This window comes from Halorubellus amylolyticus (assembly GCF_034808145.1).
GTDB lineage: Archaea > Halobacteriota > Halobacteria > Halobacteriales > Natrialbaceae > Halorubellus.
Window position 1 is genome coordinate 239,349 of record NZ_JAXHGM010000002.1, and the last position, 16,481, is coordinate 255,829.

Here is a 16,481-nt window from a genome sequence, read left to right on the forward strand (position 1 = left end):
GCCACGGACTCGGCGACCGTCGAACCGGACGCAGCGACCGGTTCCCCGGGCGCTAGCTCGCACCTGCAACGGGTGGCAGCCGGGTGCTGGGTCACTCCGGTCGGTCCAGTGTGGCTTCGGTGTCGACGCCGTAGACGCGCTTCGGGGTGTCGACGTGCGCGCGCCGCATCGCCGCGTCGTAGCCCTCCTCGAGGAGCCAGCGGACGCGTCGTGGAACGGTCTTCGGCCCCATGACGGCACCGGGCTTGTCGGGGTCGTCCACGAAGTCCGTCTCCATGAGGAACGGCGCGTCGCGTTCGACGGCGACGCGGAGGCGGTCCTTCTCGCTCATCACGCTCGGGACCGGCCCGGCGAGTTCGCCGAGCGCGTAGTGCTTGACGACGCGCGTGCGGTCGAGGCCTTCGGCTTCGGCCCACTCGGCGACCTCGGTGAGGTCGTCGCTGCCCTCGGTGTGGAGCTGGACGGCGCAGTCGAGCGCGGCGCCGTGCGCGAACGCCGACCGCATCACGGCGTTCGAGGCGTCCCAGACGGCGTCCGTGACGTCGTAGTGCGGGCGCCCGGATTTCAGGCCGAGCGCGCGGTCGGCGGCGACGAACTCGGCGGCGACGTCGAGCCCAGCCTCCATGAGGTCGCGTGCGCCCGCTGGGTCGTAGCCGTCGTCGACGAGCTGGGAGACGAGCCCGGGGTGGACGCCGAGTATCGGCCACGCGCGCCCGTCGAGGACGTCGGTGGCGTCGTCGACCGCGCCGGCGGTCACCTCGAACACTCGCCGGAAGTCGTCCTCGTCGTCGGGGAGGTCGTCGAGGACGTGCCAGGACGGTTTGTTGACGACCATGAGGTGCGTGCCGCCGAGTCGGTGGAAGTCCTCGACGGCGTCGATGCCACGTCCGGCCGCCGGGTCGAGGTGCATGTGGTCGTCGAGGACGGGGATGTCGAGGCGTTCCATGTCGTTCGTCGGACGTGTGTGAAGCGATTCAATAGTATTGACGATTCGGACGCGATGACGGCGCTGTACGACTATTCCCCGACGACAACTGTCTATCAGATGGTGTTAATTTACTATTATTTTTAATACATCTGAATAAAATTTAAGTATAGGGCGTCCAACGGTGCTGGTGGGCATGGCAGACCGTAGCAACCCACAGACGAATCGACGTACCTTCCTGAAAGCAACCGGCGTCGCCGCGACCACCGCAGCGTTCGCGGGCGTCACCCAAGCGACCCCCGGACGCGAACCGGGACCGAAGACCGGCGAATGGGTCGTGCTGACGAGCGCCACGACGAGCATGTCGACGGCCGAAGCCGAGGTGCAGGCCACCATCCCGGACGAGGCCGACGTCACGCACCGGAACGAGACACTCGGCTACATGGCCGTCCAGTCCCCGACGCCGGGAACCGCGTCGATGGACTCCCCGATCGTCGAGAAGCTCGAACAGCTCTCGTTCGTCGAGACCGTCGAACGCAACGTCACGTACCACACGATGGCGACGCCGAACGACGAACTGTTCGACCAGCAGTACGCACCCCAGCAAGTTCGCGCGCCGACCGCCTACGACACGACCGACGGGAGCGAGGACGTCACGGTCGCCATCGTCGACCAGGGCGTCAAGTACGACCATCCCGACCTCCAGAGTCGCTTCGGCGCGGACAAGGGCCAGGACTTCGTGGACTCCGACGGCGACCCGATGCCCGAATCCATGAGCGAGGAGTACCACGGCACGCACGTCGCCGGCATCGCGTCCGCGACCTCCGACAACTCGACGGGCGTCACCGGCATCTCCGACTCGCGACTCATCTCCGGGCGTGCGCTCGGCACGGGCGGCGGCGGGTCCCTCACCGACATCGCCGACGCCGTCCAGTGGGCGGCCGACCAGGGCGCGGACATCATCAACATGAGCCTGGGCGGCGGGGGCTACACGGACACGATGAAGAACGCCGTCAGCTACGCCGTGAACAACGGCGCCCTCCCGATTTGCGCCGCGGGGAACGACGGCTCGTCGTCGGTCTCGTACCCCGCCGGATACAGCGAGTGTATGGCGGTGTCGGCGGTCGACTCGAACGAGAACCTGGCGAGCTTCAGCCAGTACGGCGACAAGTGCGACGTCGCCGCTCCCGGCGTCGACATCCTCTCCACGTGGACGGAGTACAAGAGCCAGTTCGGTGGCAAGTACAACAAGATCAGCGGGACGTCGATGGCGTGTCCGGCGGCGTCCGGCGTCGCGGCGCTCGGCCTCGCCGCCGCGGGCGGCAGCGGCGCGCTCTCCCCCACGGAACTCCGTGCGCGACTGAAGAACACGGCGGTCGACATCGGCCTGAGCGACCAGAAGCAGGGTGCGGGCCGCGTCGACGCGGCGAACATCGTCGGCGGGGGGACGCCGGGTAACTCGGCCCCGACGGTGTCGATCAACGCGTCGTCGACGACCGTCGACGTCGGGACCGCCGTCGAGTTCGACGGCTCCGGCTCGACCGACTCCGACGGCTCCATCGAGTCCTACGCGTGGGACTTCGGTGACGGTGCGACCGCGAGCGGTGTGAGCGCGACGCACACGTACGACAGCGCGGGCGAGTACACGGTCACGCTCACGGCCACGGACGACGACGGGGCGTCCTCGTCGAACACCATCGCGGTCACCGCCGAGTCCGGCGGCAACGGCTCGTGTGGTGACGTCACCGAGACGTCGAGCGTCGACGGCTCGCTCTCGGGGTACTGGGACGACGCGAACTACACGTACAGCGCCGCGACCAGCGACCCGTGCCAGGTCTCGCTCGTCCTCGACGGTCCCTCGGGCGCGGACTTCGACGTCTACGTCACGTACGACGGCCGGACGCCGTCGACGTACGACTACGACGCACGCGCCGCCACGTACGGCGCCGACGAGACGCTCACCGTCGAGGACGTGAGCGCCGGTCAGGAGTTCGGTATCCTCGTCGACGCCTACGACGGGAGCGGGAGCTACACGCTCTCCGTCGAGGAAATCGGCGCCTGACCACGCGAAGCCGCCTCCTCGTCCCCATCGACGGTCGACGGCTCCCCGACGTCGACCGTTCCTGCATCTTCTCGCCGATTCGGCTCACCTCCCGCTCCAGTCATACGGGCAGCTCGTCTCTTCCTGTCTCGAGTGCTCGAACGCTCACTCGGACTCTGCGGACGCTCACTCGAACTCAAATTCATCACGCGCACGCCCGCGTAACCTCGGACGAGAGTCACGCGTGGACGTCGTTCGGATGTGGTGACACGATGTCGGTTCTGGTCGTTGATGTGCGCGCTCGTCGATCACCGTCGGCGTCGAGGGTCCGTCCTGCGACTGTGCGCGCGAGGGGCGTTCACGCGGTTGACGCACCGAGAAACAGAAAATGTTACCGGTAAGTTGCGTCCGGCGCCTGTCGTGACGTTCGATGGGTTCGTGATAGCTGCGTGCCAGTATCACTCGTGGGGTACACCGCTACATTCCTCCTCGACCCGGCGCAGTCCGCGTGAATACCACGATAGTTCTCCATAGTTTCAAAGCAAGCAATCACCTAATCCGTCCACGAGAACTGCTGGTACTAGTTTCAAAATGCTATTAATTTAGTAGCAAATGGGTAAAATATAAATATGCGGGTGGCAAGTGCTGTTCTGTGTCATGACAGGCGATGACAACCACTCTTGGGCGCGACGAACCTTCCTGAAGACCACGGCCGCGGCGGGCGCCGCAGCGACGGTCACCACGACCGTCTCCGCGGACGGCGTGGAGAAGGTACGACTCAACTTCGGGACGGCGAACACGGCATCGATGTCGACGGCCGAGGCGGAGGTCCAGGCGGAGACTCCCGGAAACTCCGAGGTCTACCGACGCTCGAACGAGCTCGGGTTCATCTCCATGGACATCCCGAAACAGGCCGCCGAGAACGTCAAGGAAGCCTTCGAGAAGAAGGACAAGTTCCGCTACGTCGAGTTCGACCAGCAGCTTCACGCACTGGAGACGCCGAACGACGAGCTCTACGACCAGCAGTACGCCCCCCAGCAGGTGCGCGCACCGACCGCGTACGACACGACCGACGGGAGCTCCGACGTCACCATCGCGGTCGTCGACCAGGGCGTCTACTACGACCACCCCGACCTTCAGGCCCAGTTCGGCTCCCTGAAGGGCAAGGACTTCGTCGACTCCGACAGCGACCCGGCACCGGACTCGATGGCCGACGAGTACCACGGCACGCACGTCGCCGGCATCGCGTCCGCGACCACCGACAACACCACGGGCGTGGCGGGCATCTCCAACTCCACGCTCCTCTCCGGGCGCGCACTCTCCGAGCAGGGCAGTGGGTCGACGGCCGACATCGCGGAGGCAGTGCGCTGGGCGGCCGACCAGGGCGCGGACATCATCAACATGAGCCTGGGCGGCGGGGGCTACACGGACACGATGAAGAACGCCGTCTCCTACGCGGTCTCGAACGGCGCCCTCCCGATCTGTGCCGCGGGGAACGACGGCTCGTCGTCGGTCTCGTATCCGGCGGCGTACAGCGAGTGCGTCGCGGTGTCGGCGGTCGACTCGAACGAGGAGCTCGCGAGCTTCAGCCAGTACGGCGACAAGTGCGACGTCGCCGCACCCGGCGTCGACATCCTCTCCACGTGGACCGAGGACAAGGCCAGCTACGGCGGCAAGTACAACAAGATCAGCGGGACGTCGATGGCGTGTCCGGCGGCGTCCGGCGTCGCGGCGCTCGGCCTCGCCGCCGACTCGTCGCTCGGCCCGAACGAGCTACGTAACCGCCTGAAGAACACGGCGGTCGACATCGGCCTGAGCGACCAGAAGCAGGGCGCGGGCCGCGTCGACGCGGCGAACATCGTCCAGACGGGCGGCGGGAACGCCGACCCGAGCGCGTCGTTCACGGTCAACCCGTCCTCGCCGACGGCGGGCGAGTCCGCGACGTTCGACGCGTCCGCGTCCGGTGACTCCGACGGCTCCATCAGCTCGTACAACTGGGACTTCGGCGACGGCGCGACCGCGTCCGGCCAGAGCACCTCCCACACGTACAGCGCCGCGGGCGACTACACCGTCTCGCTGACGGTGACCGACGACGCCGGGGCGACGGACACGGCCACCCAGACGGTGACCGTCCAGAGCGCGGACGGCGGGAACAGCGCGCCGACCGCGTCCTTCTCCGTCTCCCCGACGTCGCCGACGGCGGGCGACACCGTCTCCGTGGACGCGAGCGCGTCCAGCGACGGCGACGGCTCCATCAGCTCGTACAGCTGGGACTTCGGGAATGGCGACACCGCGAGCGGCCAGACGGCGTCGACGTCCTACAGTTCCGCGGGCGACTACGCCGTCTCGCTGACGGTGACCGACGACGACGGGGCGACGGACACGGCCACCCAGACGGTGACCGTCCAGAGCGCCGGCGGTTCCTGCGGAGACACGTCCAGCTCAGCGAGCGCCGACGGCTACCTCTACGGCTACTACGACGACTCGTCGTACACGTACGCCGCCAGCCTCGACGACCCGTGCCAGGTCACGTTCGGGCTCACCGGGCCGTCCGGGTCGGACTTCGACCTGTACGTGACGTTCGACGGGCGGACGCCGTCGACGTACGACTACGACGCGCGGTCGATCACGTACGGCGCCGACGAGCAGATCGTCGTCGACGACGTCGACCCGAACCAGGAGTTCGGCATCCTCGTCGACTCCTACAGCGGCAGTGGCTCGTTCACCGTCTCGGTCGACGAACTCGGGAAGTGACGACCGCGGACCGCTCCGATAGAACCGAACCGATGGTGGCGTCGGCGTAGGGCACCGACGTCGTACTCCGTTCTCACAGACGCAGAGTCACGTGGCCGTGCCGACACGGCCGGTAGTATCACCGCGGCCGGAGGTGCCGTCGCGGTCGTCGTGCGGGCGACGGGTCAGTCGTTGACGAGCCGTGACTCGTCGGCGGCGTTGGATAACGCGTCGGACCGGCCGTGTTCGCCGGGTGCCATGGCGACGGTGTGGACGCCGTACCGGCCTGCGGTCTCGAGGACGGGTTTGAAGTCGGTGTCCCGGGAGAGGACGACGAGCGTGTCGAGGGTGCCGTCGACGACGGCTTCGGTGGCGTCGATGGCGAGCTTGACGTCGACGTCGCCGCTTGTGACGACGACCTCGAACCCGCGGGCTTCGGCGGCCTGGATGAGGCCGGGGGTGGCGTGTTCGTCGAGGTAGATCCGCGAGTACGCGAGGTCGCCGCGCGCTCGACCGACGGTGCGGACGTCGTCGAGGTCGACGTCGAACTCGTCGCGGAACGTGTTCGGGCCGTCGACGAACACGCCGACGCGCGTGCGGTCGTCGCCGGGTGACAGGAACCGGTCGAGGAGGCCGGGCATCGTCGACGTTTGAGTGGTCGGCGTCAAATGCGTAGCGATGTGTCCGTCCGCGGTCCGTCTCGCCGTGTCTCTCGTGACCCGTGACCGTCGGGGTGGGGCTGGGGTCGCGGGCGGTTCGTGGTGGTCACCGGGGCGCGCCGACGTCACCGACCGATTTCATGTGGGGTGCTAGCGTGCTCCTGCAGTTCTCTCCCTACCGTGCTGGACTCCGCCCGTGGCCGTACTGGGTAGCGTGTGGATTGCCGTCCGGAGCCGTGTCTCTCTGCGCTTCTCGCGGTCGCTGGCTTGCTATATTAGGCGCCAATACAACTAATTTCTAGACACTAACACATACATTTCGCAGATAAATATCCTAAAATTTAATACCGTATGTTCTGTTCGTCGAGTTGTATCATGGTGGAGGACTCCATTCCGGACAGTAGCAGGCGAACGTTCCTGAAAGCAGCCGGTGCCGCTGGCGCCGCGATGACGGTCACCACGACCGTCTCCGCCGAGACCGGCACCACACGCAACCGGGTCAACCTCGGGCTCAGCAACACGGTGTCGATGTCGACCGCGCAGGCGGAGATCCAGTCCGAGACGCCCGCCGACTCCGAGATCTACCGGACGTCCGAGACGCTCGGGTTCGTGTCCGTCGACGTCCCGGAGAGCGAGGCGGACCAGGTCATCGAGACGTTCCAGCAGCGAGACTCGATCCGGTACGCCGAGTACGACCAGCAGCTTCACGCGTTCGCGACGCCGAACGACGAGCTCTACGACCAGCAGTACGCCCCCCAGCAGGTGCGTGCCGCGCAGGCCTACGACACGACCGACGGGAGCTCCGACGTGACGATCTCGGTCGTCGACCAGGGCGTCTACTACGACCACCCCGACCTCCAGGCCCAGTTCGGCTCCCTGAAGGGCAAGGACTTCGTCGACGACGACGCCGACCCGGCACCGGACTCGATGGCCGACGAGTACCACGGCACGCACGTCGCCGGCATCGCGTCCGCGACCACCGACAACGCCACCGGTATCGCCGGGATCTCCGACTCCACGCTCCTCTCCGGGCGCGCACTCTCCGAGCAGGGCAGTGGGTCGACGGCCGACATCGCGGAGGCGGTTCGCTGGTCCGCCGACAACGGCGCGGACATCATCAACATGAGCCTGGGCGGCGGGGGCTACACGGACACGATGAAGAACGCCGTCTCCTACGCGGTCTCGAACGGCGCCCTCCCGATCTGCGCCGCGGGGAACGACGGCTCGTCGTCGGTCTCGTATCCGGCGGCGTACAGCGAGTGCGTCGCGGTGTCGGCGGTCGACTCGAACGAGGAGCTCGCGAGCTTCAGCCAGTACGGCGACAAGTGCGACGTCGCCGCCCCCGGCGTCGACATCCTCTCCACGTGGACGGAGCAGACGAGCTACGGCGAGTACAACAAGATTAGCGGGACGTCGATGGCGTGCCCCGCGGCGTCCGGCGTCGCGGCGCTCGGCCTCGCCGCCGACTCGTCGCTCGGCCCGAACGAGCTCCGTGCGCGCCTGAAGAACACGGCGGCCGACATCGGCCTGAGCGAGCAGAAGCAGGGGTCGGGTCGCGTCGACGCGCTCAACATCGTCGAAGCCGGCACCGTCCCGGACAACCAGGCGCCGACGGTGTCGATCAACGCGTCGTCGACGACCGTCGAGGTCGGGACCGCCGTCGAGTTCGACGGTACGGGCTCCAGCGACCCCGACGGGAGCATCGAGAGCTACGACTGGGACTTCGACAACGGCGCGACCGCGACGGGACCGAGTGCGACGTTCACGTTCGAGAACGCGGGCACGTTCGACGTCCAGCTCACGGTCACGGACGACGACGGTGCGTCGTCGACGAACGCCATCTCGGTGACCGTCGAGGAGGGCGACGACGGCGACAACCAGGCGCCGACGGTGTCGATCGACGCTGGCGCGACGACCATCCCGGTCGGCGCCGAGGTCGAGTTCGACGGCTCCGCGTCCAGCGACTCGGACGGCTCTATCGAGTCCTACGCGTGGGACTTCGGTGACGGGACGACGGACACCACGGCGACGGTCATGCACGCGTACGACCAGGCGGGCGAGTACACGGTCTCGCTGACTGTGACGGACGACGATGGGGCCTCCTCGACGAAGTCCCTCGACGTCACCGTCGAACCGGACCAGGGCGGGTCGTGCGGCGACACGTCCACGAACTCGAGCGCGCAGGGGTCCCTGCGTGGCTGGTACGACGACGAGAACTTCACGTTCGTGCCGGACCTCGACGACCCGTGCCAGGTGACGTTCCACCTGGAGGGGGGACGTCGCGTCGACTTCGACCTGTACGTGACGTTCGACGGGCGGACGCCGTCGACGTACGACTACGACGCGCGCTCGATCACGTACGGGCCCGACGAGCAGATCGTCGTCGACGACGTCGACTCCGACCAGGAGTTCGGCATCCTTGTCGATGCCTACCGTGGTCGCGGTTCGTTCACGGTCTCGGTCGACGAGATCGGGAAGTGATCGGACGGTCACCGCATCCGGTGCACTGACTCGAACCGGGTGGCGTTCCGTGTCGTTCGGCGACGGCCGTTCAGTCGCTGACCGATATCCGATTGCGGGCCTTCCGTCGCTGACCGATATCTCATCGAGGATCTTCTCTCGCGAGCGATCGTGTGGGTGGTGTGCGCGATGTCGTGCGCGCCGGACTCGGATTTATTCCAGACTCCAGATTCCAAAATCACGGCTCGCTCTGGTCAATTGGATTTATATAATCTTCGACCACGCCAAAACTATTATATAACCATTGGAGATTGCCATTGGCAATTTTACATTCTTTCATCGAACTCCGCAATTTTTTAATATAACCTTGCAGACCGCGAGGGTGTAGCATGGCAGACGATGGCACTCAACATCACGGGCGTAGAACCTTCCTGAAAGCAACTGGTGCAGCGGGCGCGGCGGTCGCCTTCTCGGGCATGGCGAGCGCCACCCCCGGACGCAGTCCGGGACCGAAGGACGACGAGGTACTCGTCGGCGTCTCGGCGAGCGCCGACCTCCGGAAGACCGTCGAACAGCACGTCCCCGGCAACGCCGAGGTCGTCCACCAGAACGACGACCTCCGGTACGTCGCGGTGAAGTTCAAGGGCAGCGACACTGCACGCGAGAACTTCAAGGACGCGATCGCGAAGAAAGAGCACGTCAAGTACGCAGAGGACAACGCGACGTTCCACGCGCTCGCGACGCCGAACGACCCCAAGTTCGGCCAGCAGTACGCACCCCAGCAGGTCAACTCCGACCAGGCCTGGGACACCACGTTCGGCGACTCGAACGTCACCATCGCGGTCGTCGACACCGGCGCACAGTACTCTCACCCCGACCTCTCCGGGAACTACGAGTCCGACCCGGGCAAGGACTTCGTCGACAACGACGCCGACCCGGCGCCGGACGTCCCGAGCGACGAGTATCACGGCACACACGTCTCCGGGTGCGCCGCCGCGGTCGTCGACAACGGTACCGGCGTCGCCGGCCAGGGTAACTCCTCGCTCATCAACGGTCGTGCGCTCGACGAGTCCGGCGGCGGGAGCCTCTCGGACATCGCCGACGCCGTCAAGTGGGCGGCCGACCAGGGCGCGGACGTCATCAACATGAGCCTCGGCGGCGGCGGTTACACGGACACGATGAAGAACGCCGTCAGCTACGCGACGAACAACGGCTCGCTCGTCTTCGCTGCCGCCGGGAACGACGGCAGCCAGGGCGTCTCCTATCCCGCGGCGTACAGCGAGTGCGTCGCCGTCTCCGCGGTCGACGACAGCGAGAACCTCGCGAGCTTCAGCCAGTACGGCTCCAGCGTCGAACTGTGCGCGCCCGGCGTCGACGTCCTCTCGACGACCACCGAGACCCGCGGCAGCTACGAGACGCTCTCGGGGACGTCGATGGCGACCCCCGTCACGTCCGGCGTCGCGGGTCTCACGCTCGCGAAGTGGAGCGGCCTCACGAACAACGAACTCCGCAGCCACCTGAAGAACACCGCCGCGGACATCGGGCTCTCCAGCGACGAGCAGGGGAGCGGGCAGGTCGACGCGTACGCCGCAGTCACCACGGACCCGTCCGGCGGCGACGACGGCGGTGACGGCGGTGGCGGTGGCGGCGACTCCACGTCCAGTTCGCTCTCGGGGTCGCTCTCGGGCTACTACGACTACGACGACTACAGCTACGGCTGGAACTACTCCTCGCCGAGCCAGGTCGTCGTCGAGCTCGACGGCCCGAGCGACGCCGACTTCGACCTCTACGTGAACACGGGGACGACGGCGGCCGCGACGCCGTCGGACTACGACTACGCGTCGTACACCGCCGACAGTCAGGAGACAATCACCATCGACAACCCCGACGACTCGACGGACTTGCAGGTCGACGTGGACTCCTACAGCGGCAGCGGGAGCTACACGCTGACCATCACGGAGTACCAGTAACGACCTCGGCGACGTCGACCGAATCACGACATCGCGCTCGTGACCCGACCGCGGCCACGTCGAGCCACGAGCCCGCGTGCGCTCGCGGTGCGGCCGTATCCGCCGTCGATACACCCGACCGCGGCTGCAATCCGGCCGCGGGCGCCTTCGGCGCACGCGACCGAGCACGAACGCCACGGCGCCCTGCGATGGGCACGTGACAGGGTTGTCCCCTCTTCCCTTTCACTTCCTCGCTCGCAGCGACAGCGGCGAGGTTGACGACCGAGACCCGCCCGGTGAACGAGACCTGTTCAGCGACCGAGGCGCGGCCGGCGACCGCGAACCAGAGCGTTTTACCGGCACCGACGAGCTATCCTCGACGCGTGGGCCTGTACGACCGCTACCTCGCGTTACGCGTGCGGACCGTCGACGCCGCCGTCCCGGAGCACGTCGCGCTCGTCATCACCGAACGCGACCTCCTCGAACAGGGCGCGTACGACACCCTCAGTGACTTCTTCGCGTGGGCGTTCGAGTACGGCGCGAGCGACGTCACGGTGTACGTGAGCGTCCTCGACCGCGCAGCAGCGCCGACGCTCGCACGCGAACTCGAGGACCTGGACGCACCTCGCGAGCTGGCGGTCCGCCAGCCGGACGACGTCGAACGCGCGGACGCCCCCATCACGGTCGGTATCGGACTCGGCGGCCGTGGCGAGTTCACCGCCGCCATCCGCGACCTCGCGACCGCCGTCGACGCCGGCGACCTCGACCCGGACGACGTCGACGAGGCCGCGATCGAGGACCGGCTCGTGTTCCCGAACGACCCCGACCTCGTCATCAAGACCGGCGCGGAACGCCTCAGCGACTTCATGATCTGGCAGAGCGTCTACAGCGAGCTCTACTTCACGGACGTGAACTGGCGGGACTTCCGCGAGCGCGACTACCTCCGCGCCATCCGCGAGTACCAGGACCGGAACCGTCGGTTCGGCGAGTGAGTCGGAGCGACGGCGTTCGCTCGCCGAGAACGTGCGCTTAACGTTCCCCCTCCTCGTAATGGACCGTATGAAGATCGGAATCATCGGCGCGGGGAAGGTCGGTCGAACCGTCGCGGGACACTTCGCGGACGCCGGACACGAGGTCGCGATCAGTAACTCGCGCGGGCCGGAGTCCCTCGAGGACGACGCGGCCGAACTCGGGCCGAACGTCCACGCGGCGACCGTCGAGGACGCCGCGGCGTTCGGCCGCGTCGTCCTCGAAGCGATCCCCTTCGGCGAGTACGAGACGCTTCCCGTGGACGAACTCGCGGGGAAGACCGTCATCAGCGCGTCGAACTACTATCCCGACCGGGACGGCGAGATGGACTTCGACGGCCGCACGCACACCGAGGTGATCGCCGACCACCTCGAGGACTCGCGCGTCATGAAGGCGTTCAACACGATGCATCACGACACGCTCCGCGAGGAATCCCGACCCGACGAGGACCTCTCGGACCGCCTCGTCGTGTTCCTCGCCGGCGACGACGCGCTCGCGAAGGCGACCGTCGCCGACCTCGTAGAGGACGCCGGGTTCGCGCCCGTCGACATGGGTCGCCTCACGAACGGCCACCTCATGGAACCCGGCGCTCGCATCTACGACGAACCGATGACGCTCACGGAAGCCGAATCGCTCCTCGAACACCTCACGTTCTGACCCGGCCGGCGACTCGACCGACCTCCCGGCGACCCGACCGGCGTTCTAGCGACTCGACCGGCCTCGCAGCGACCGGACCGACTGCTCCGAACCGGAGACGCCCGAGACCGGCGTCGAGATTCGGTATCGACGTCGACGCCGCTGTCGACGTACGGAAGAAGGCGTTCCTGAACGCGCAGCCGCTCAGAGCTCGTTGAGCTTGCGCTTCAGTTGGCCCTCGTACTCCTCGTCAGCGCGGTACTCCTTCATCTCGAGGACGTTCCGTTCGAGCTTGTCGAGCGCGACGCGGAACGCGTTCTCGGCGCCGTAGCCCTCGCCGGACCCGGCGACACCGCCGTTGTCCGTGCGGATGCGGATCTGCGAGTAGATGAGCGGCGTTCCGCGGAGCTTCTCCTTGTGCTCCTGGAAGCGGACGTGGACGTGCAGGACGTCCATCGCTTGGTACTTGTCGACGACCTTCGTGATGGCGTCGCGGATGTCGTCCCGGGTGAGCGTGTCGAGCAGCGAGATGTTCGACACCTGCACGTCCAGGTGGTCCTCCTCGGTGAACGTGAGCGCGCGGAGGACGTCCGTCTTCGTGACGACGCCCTTCACGACCGTGTCGTCGCCGTCGGGCGTGACGACGAGGCCGCCGAGGTCGTTCTCGAGCATCGTCGCGACCGCGTCCTCGACGCTCTCGGGGGTCGTCGTCGTCTGGACGGGACTGGACATGATGTCGTAGACGGGGATGTCGAGCATCCGACTGGAGTCGCCGGCGCGACTGCCGGTCGTCATCTTCTCGTCGCTCCGAACGACGACGTCGGTGAGGTCGTGCGTCGTGACGACACCCGACAGCTGCCCGCCGTCGTCCACGACGGGGAGTCGACTGATACCGTTCTCACGGAGCCGGTTGATCGCTTGGCCGAGCGTGCCCGACTCCTCGATGACGACGGCGTCGTCGGTGTAGATGTCGCCGACAGTGAGCGCATCGAGGTTGTGAAGGACCGCGTCGAGGATGCCGTCGACGGTGACGATTCCCCAGAGGGTCTCGCCCTCGAAGACGGGCGCGACCTTCACGCCGCCTTCGACGAGGACGCGCGCGGTCTCGCGGACGTCCTCGTGTCGGTGGACCTTCGGCGCGGGCGCCGACCGCGAGGGCTTGACGAGTGCGGCGACCTTCGCATCGTCCTCGACGTGACTCTGGAGGAGCTCGCGCTCGCTGAGCACGCCTTCGTAGGAGCCGTCGCGGGTCACGATGATGCCTTTGAGGTTGTCCTCGGTGAAGCGAGAACGGACCTTCCCTAGGCGCGTGCCGACGTCGACTTCGACGTAGTCTTCGGTCGCAATATCAGAAATATTCATTCCACCTTCGACTTCGCCGGCATCGCTATTTAAGATACCGCCAAGAACGATTCCCCGAGACCGACCGAAACGCGTACCGGCGCGCAGTCGCCCGCCGACGGCGACGTGTCGCCGGCCGGCACGGACCGGGCGTCCTCGCTCGGAGAAATCGACGCGCTTTAGCCGGTTCTCGCGCGTTCTGGTCGCATGAACCGACTCCGCCAGTCCGTTCACGACGCGCCGGTCGTGGAACGCGACGGCTACCGGTACCTCGTCCACCCTATCAGTAACGGCATCCCGACGCTCGACCCGAAACTGATGCGTGAGGTCGTCAACGGCCTGCTCAGACTCGTCGACTTCGAGGACGCCGACGTCATCGTGACGCCCGTGACGATGGGCGTGCACGTCGCGACCGCGCTCTCGCTGACGACGGACGTCCCGCTCGTCGTCATCCGCAACCGCGAGTACGGGTTCGACGACGAGGTCCCCTTCGAGCACCCCGACGGCGAGTACTACCTGAACGACGTGACCGCGGGCGACGACGTGGTCGTCGTCGACGACCTCGTGAACACCGGCCAGAGCATCGCGGCGGTCGTCGAAGCGATCGACGACGTCGGCGCGAACCTCCTCGACGTGGCGTGCGTCCTTCGCCGCGTCGAGTCCCGCGACGACCTCGTCGACGTCGACGTCGAGAGCCTCCTGGAGGTCTCGGTGACGGGCGACGGCGTCGAGATCCTCGACGACGCCTGACCCGGTCGTCGCCGTCGATTTCCGCTGTTCGTCGCCGTCGATTCCCGCCGTCCGTCACCACCACCTGCCCTGCCTGACCTATCATTTTTTACAGGTGGCTTTGGTTAGGACTGTTATGGGTCGTGGGAGTCGTTCGTCCGGCTGGCGCGTCCAGCGACGCGCGAGCGTGAGCGGGTCGACGGTGGCGTTCGTGGCGGTCGTCGGCCACGCCGTCGGGTTCTTCACGGCGAGGGCGGCGGCCGGACTCCTCGTGGTCGGTGTCGCGAGTGCGCTGTTCGCGCTGCTCGGCGCCGCGTTCCTCTCCCGGCTCTGACCCACGAGGGGCCGGCCACTGGGCCCTCACTGTCAGTGACCGCCGGTCGCGTCGGACTCGGCCGCGCCCTCAATCCGGACCGTCGAGCAGGTCGGCGTACGGGTCGCTCCCGACCGAACGCATCATCGACGTCCCCCGCCGCCACGCGTAGCACTCCATCAGCGCCAGCCATCCGACGGCGAACGCGACCCCCATCCCGACGCCCCACGTCGCGGGGACGGGCGTCACCAGCCACATGGCGCCGCCGTAGAACCCCGCGAGGAACCCGAACAGCACGAGGTCGCGAGCGACCGGCCGGCCGAGGAACACGCGCTCGAACCGCGTGAGGTCGGGGGCCTCGGGGTCGTCCTCGCCACGACCGTCGGCGGCAATCCGTCGTGCTCCGTCCCCGGGAGCGGTCGACTGTTCGGGAGGGGTGTCGGTGGGGTCGGGAGTCGTCGACTGGTCGGTGGAGTCGATTCGTCCTGGCATACGGCTGACGGTCGTCGCTCGTCCGCCCAAAACCCCGGGGGGCGTTTGCTGACCGAGAGAACGCCGGTTCCTCGGGGAGGACCGGCGTCGTCTATCGTGGTCGACAGAGCGGGAGAACCGGCGCCTGGGGGTGTCGTTCCGGCGGCTGCCGGTATCCGTTCGTACCGAATTTCTAAGTGGTCTCCCGGTGAATACATACGAGAACACGAGCCATGGTAACACTCGCCACTCTGCTCGTGGGGCTGGTCGGCCCCGCGCAGCTCGTGCCGGAGGGGTCGCGGGCGGTCGTCTTCAGGCGGATCTACGAGGTCTTCCTCGTCCTGGGGACCGCCGTCGGCGTGATCGTCATCGCGTACATGCTCTGGAAGGCCTGGAAGTACCGCGCCGCCGCCGACCACGGCGACGACGCCGACCGCCCCGAACTCGGCGAACTCCCGAGCGGCGGTGGTGGCGGTCGGAAGCTCTTCCTCTCGTTCTCGCTGTCCGCGATCGTCGTCGTCTCCCTCATCTCCTGGACGTACCTCACGCTCCTGTACGTTGAGAACCCGGAACCCGTCCAGGACGACGAGGAACCGCTGACGGTCCGCGTCGTCGGCCACTCGTTCTTCTGGGAGTTCGTGTACCCGAACGGCCAGTCGGTCAACGACACCCTCCGCGTCCCCGAGGACCGCAGGGTCCGGTTGGTGGTGACATCGGACGACGTCTTCCACAACTTCGGCATCCCCGAGTTACGCGCGAAGAGCGACGCCATCCCCGGCCAGGAGACCGACACGTGGTTCGTCGCCGAGGACACGGGGACGTACCAGGCGAACTGCTACGAGCTCTGCGGCGCCGGGCACTCGCACATGACCGCGACCGTCCAGGTGCTCTCCCAATCAGGGTTCCAGTCGTGGTATCAGGGCACGGGGAACGAGGGTGCGAACGACACCGCGGCGTCGATGGACGAGAACGCCACCGCGAACGACACCGCGAGCGCGCTCGCTACCCCCACCTCGGCCGCGTCCTCGCCGGTCCTGACCGCGCCGGGCGCGAGCGCGCCGTCGACCAGAGTGCTCCCGTCACCGCCGGCATCGACGGTGGCACCCGCACGACACGCATCCGTTGCCACCCGACACCACCCGGAGGTGATCTGATATGACCGACGACGCACCGAGTGACGATGCATCGACCAGCG

Annotated in this window: 13 protein-coding genes; 9 read left to right on the forward strand and 4 right to left on the reverse strand. The window is 67.2% G+C overall.

The window, feature by feature from the left end; genetic code table 11:
* Positions 1 to 91 precede the first annotated feature (91 nt).
* Positions 92 to 946, reverse strand: a complete 855-nt coding sequence (locus SM754_RS06920; RefSeq protein ID WP_323675497.1) for a TatD family hydrolase — start codon at positions 944 to 946, stop codon at positions 92 to 94.
* A gap of 175 nt (positions 947 to 1,121) precedes the next feature.
* Between SM754_RS06920 and SM754_RS06925 the strand changes: the two genes are divergently transcribed.
* Both SM754_RS06925 and SM754_RS06930 read left to right on the forward strand, forming a co-directional pair.
* A complete protein-coding gene (locus tag SM754_RS06925; protein WP_323675498.1) occupies positions 1,122 to 2,987 on the forward strand; it encodes a S8 family serine peptidase in 1,866 nt (621 codons plus the stop codon).
* A gap of 636 nt (positions 2,988 to 3,623) precedes the next feature.
* Positions 3,624 to 5,720 (forward strand): S8 family serine peptidase, encoded by a 2,097-nt coding sequence (locus SM754_RS06930; RefSeq protein ID WP_323675499.1) that lies wholly within the window; start codon positions 3,624 to 3,626, stop codon positions 5,718 to 5,720.
* Positions 5,721 to 5,884: 164 nt separating this feature from the next.
* On the opposite strand, the gene SM754_RS06935 is transcribed toward SM754_RS06930, so the two are convergent.
* A complete protein-coding gene (locus SM754_RS06935; RefSeq protein WP_323675500.1) occupies positions 5,885 to 6,340 on the reverse strand; it encodes an NYN domain-containing protein in 456 nt (151 codons plus the stop codon).
* Between the two features lie 393 nt (positions 6,341 to 6,733).
* Between SM754_RS06935 and SM754_RS06940 the strand changes: the two genes are divergently transcribed.
* The 4 genes from SM754_RS06940 to SM754_RS06955 all read left to right on the forward strand — a co-directional run bounded on the left by SM754_RS06940 (position 6,734) and on the right by SM754_RS06955 (position 12,453).
* Positions 6,734 to 8,839, forward strand: coding sequence for a S8 family serine peptidase (locus SM754_RS06940; RefSeq protein WP_323675501.1), 2,106 nt, complete (start codon positions 6,734 to 6,736; stop codon positions 8,837 to 8,839).
* 368 nt (positions 8,840 to 9,207) lie between these two features.
* A complete protein-coding gene (locus SM754_RS06945) occupies positions 9,208 to 10,788 on the forward strand; it encodes a S8 family serine peptidase (RefSeq protein WP_323675502.1) in 1,581 nt (526 codons plus the stop codon).
* A 362-nt stretch (positions 10,789 to 11,150) separates the two neighbouring features.
* Entirely contained in the window at positions 11,151 to 11,759 is a 609-nt protein-coding gene (locus SM754_RS06950) for an undecaprenyl diphosphate synthase family protein (protein ID WP_323675503.1), read from the forward strand.
* Between the two features lie 67 nt (positions 11,760 to 11,826).
* Positions 11,827 to 12,453, forward strand: coding sequence for an NADPH-dependent F420 reductase (locus SM754_RS06955; protein WP_323675504.1), 627 nt, complete (start codon positions 11,827 to 11,829; stop codon positions 12,451 to 12,453).
* Positions 12,454 to 12,636: 183 nt separating this feature from the next.
* Here the strand turns inward: SM754_RS06955 and SM754_RS06960 are convergent, their stop codons facing one another.
* The gene (locus tag SM754_RS06960; RefSeq protein ID WP_323675505.1) at positions 12,637 to 13,794 is read right to left on the reverse strand and encodes a CBS domain-containing protein; all 1,158 of its coding nucleotides are present in this window, start codon (positions 13,792 to 13,794) and stop codon (positions 12,637 to 12,639) included.
* Positions 13,795 to 13,980: 186 nt separating this feature from the next.
* Between SM754_RS06960 and SM754_RS06965 the strand changes: the two genes are divergently transcribed.
* A complete protein-coding gene (locus SM754_RS06965) occupies positions 13,981 to 14,523 on the forward strand; it encodes an adenine phosphoribosyltransferase (RefSeq protein ID WP_323675506.1) in 543 nt (180 codons plus the stop codon).
* Positions 14,524 to 14,638: 115 nt separating this feature from the next.
* On the forward strand, positions 14,639 to 14,836 hold the full coding sequence (locus SM754_RS06970; RefSeq protein ID WP_323675507.1) for a hypothetical protein: 198 nt from the start codon (positions 14,639 to 14,641) through the stop codon (positions 14,834 to 14,836).
* Positions 14,837 to 14,905: 69 nt separating this feature from the next.
* Here the strand turns inward: SM754_RS06970 and SM754_RS06975 are convergent, their stop codons facing one another.
* Entirely contained in the window at positions 14,906 to 15,307 is a 402-nt protein-coding gene (locus SM754_RS06975) for a hypothetical protein (RefSeq protein WP_323675508.1), read from the reverse strand.
* A gap of 212 nt (positions 15,308 to 15,519) precedes the next feature.
* Here SM754_RS06975 and coxB point away from each other — a divergent pair, with 212 nt between their 5' ends.
* The gene (gene coxB / locus SM754_RS06980) at positions 15,520 to 16,440 is read left to right on the forward strand and encodes a cytochrome c oxidase subunit II (RefSeq protein ID WP_323675509.1); all 921 of its coding nucleotides are present in this window, start codon (positions 15,520 to 15,522) and stop codon (positions 16,438 to 16,440) included.
* The last annotated feature ends 41 nt before the right edge of the window (positions 16,441 to 16,481 follow it).

Coding starts and splice junctions, on each gene's coding strand:
- SM754_RS06940 (WP_323675501.1), top strand. CDS start 6,734: ATGGTGGAGGACTCCATTCCGGACAGTAGCAGGCGAACGTTCCTGAAA.
- SM754_RS06945 (WP_323675502.1), top strand. CDS start 9,208: ATGGCAGACGATGGCACTCAACATCACGGGCGTAGAACCTTCCTGAAA.
- SM754_RS06935 (WP_323675500.1), bottom strand. CDS start 6,340: ATGCCCGGCCTCCTCGACCGGTTCCTGTCACCCGGCGACGACCGCACG.
- coxB (WP_323675509.1), top strand. CDS start 15,520: ATGGTAACACTCGCCACTCTGCTCGTGGGGCTGGTCGGCCCCGCGCAG.
- SM754_RS06965 (WP_323675506.1), top strand. CDS start 13,981: ATGAACCGACTCCGCCAGTCCGTTCACGACGCGCCGGTCGTGGAACGC.
- SM754_RS06930 (WP_323675499.1), top strand. CDS start 3,624: ATGACAGGCGATGACAACCACTCTTGGGCGCGACGAACCTTCCTGAAG.
- SM754_RS06925 (WP_323675498.1), top strand. CDS start 1,122: ATGGCAGACCGTAGCAACCCACAGACGAATCGACGTACCTTCCTGAAA.
- SM754_RS06975 (WP_323675508.1), bottom strand. CDS start 15,307: ATGCCAGGACGAATCGACTCCACCGACCAGTCGACGACTCCCGACCCC.
- SM754_RS06920 (WP_323675497.1), bottom strand. CDS start 946: ATGGAACGCCTCGACATCCCCGTCCTCGACGACCACATGCACCTCGAC.
- SM754_RS06970 (WP_323675507.1), top strand. CDS start 14,639: ATGGGTCGTGGGAGTCGTTCGTCCGGCTGGCGCGTCCAGCGACGCGCG.
- SM754_RS06955 (WP_323675504.1), top strand. CDS start 11,827: ATGAAGATCGGAATCATCGGCGCGGGGAAGGTCGGTCGAACCGTCGCG.
- SM754_RS06960 (WP_323675505.1), bottom strand. CDS start 13,794: ATGAATATTTCTGATATTGCGACCGAAGACTACGTCGAAGTCGACGTC.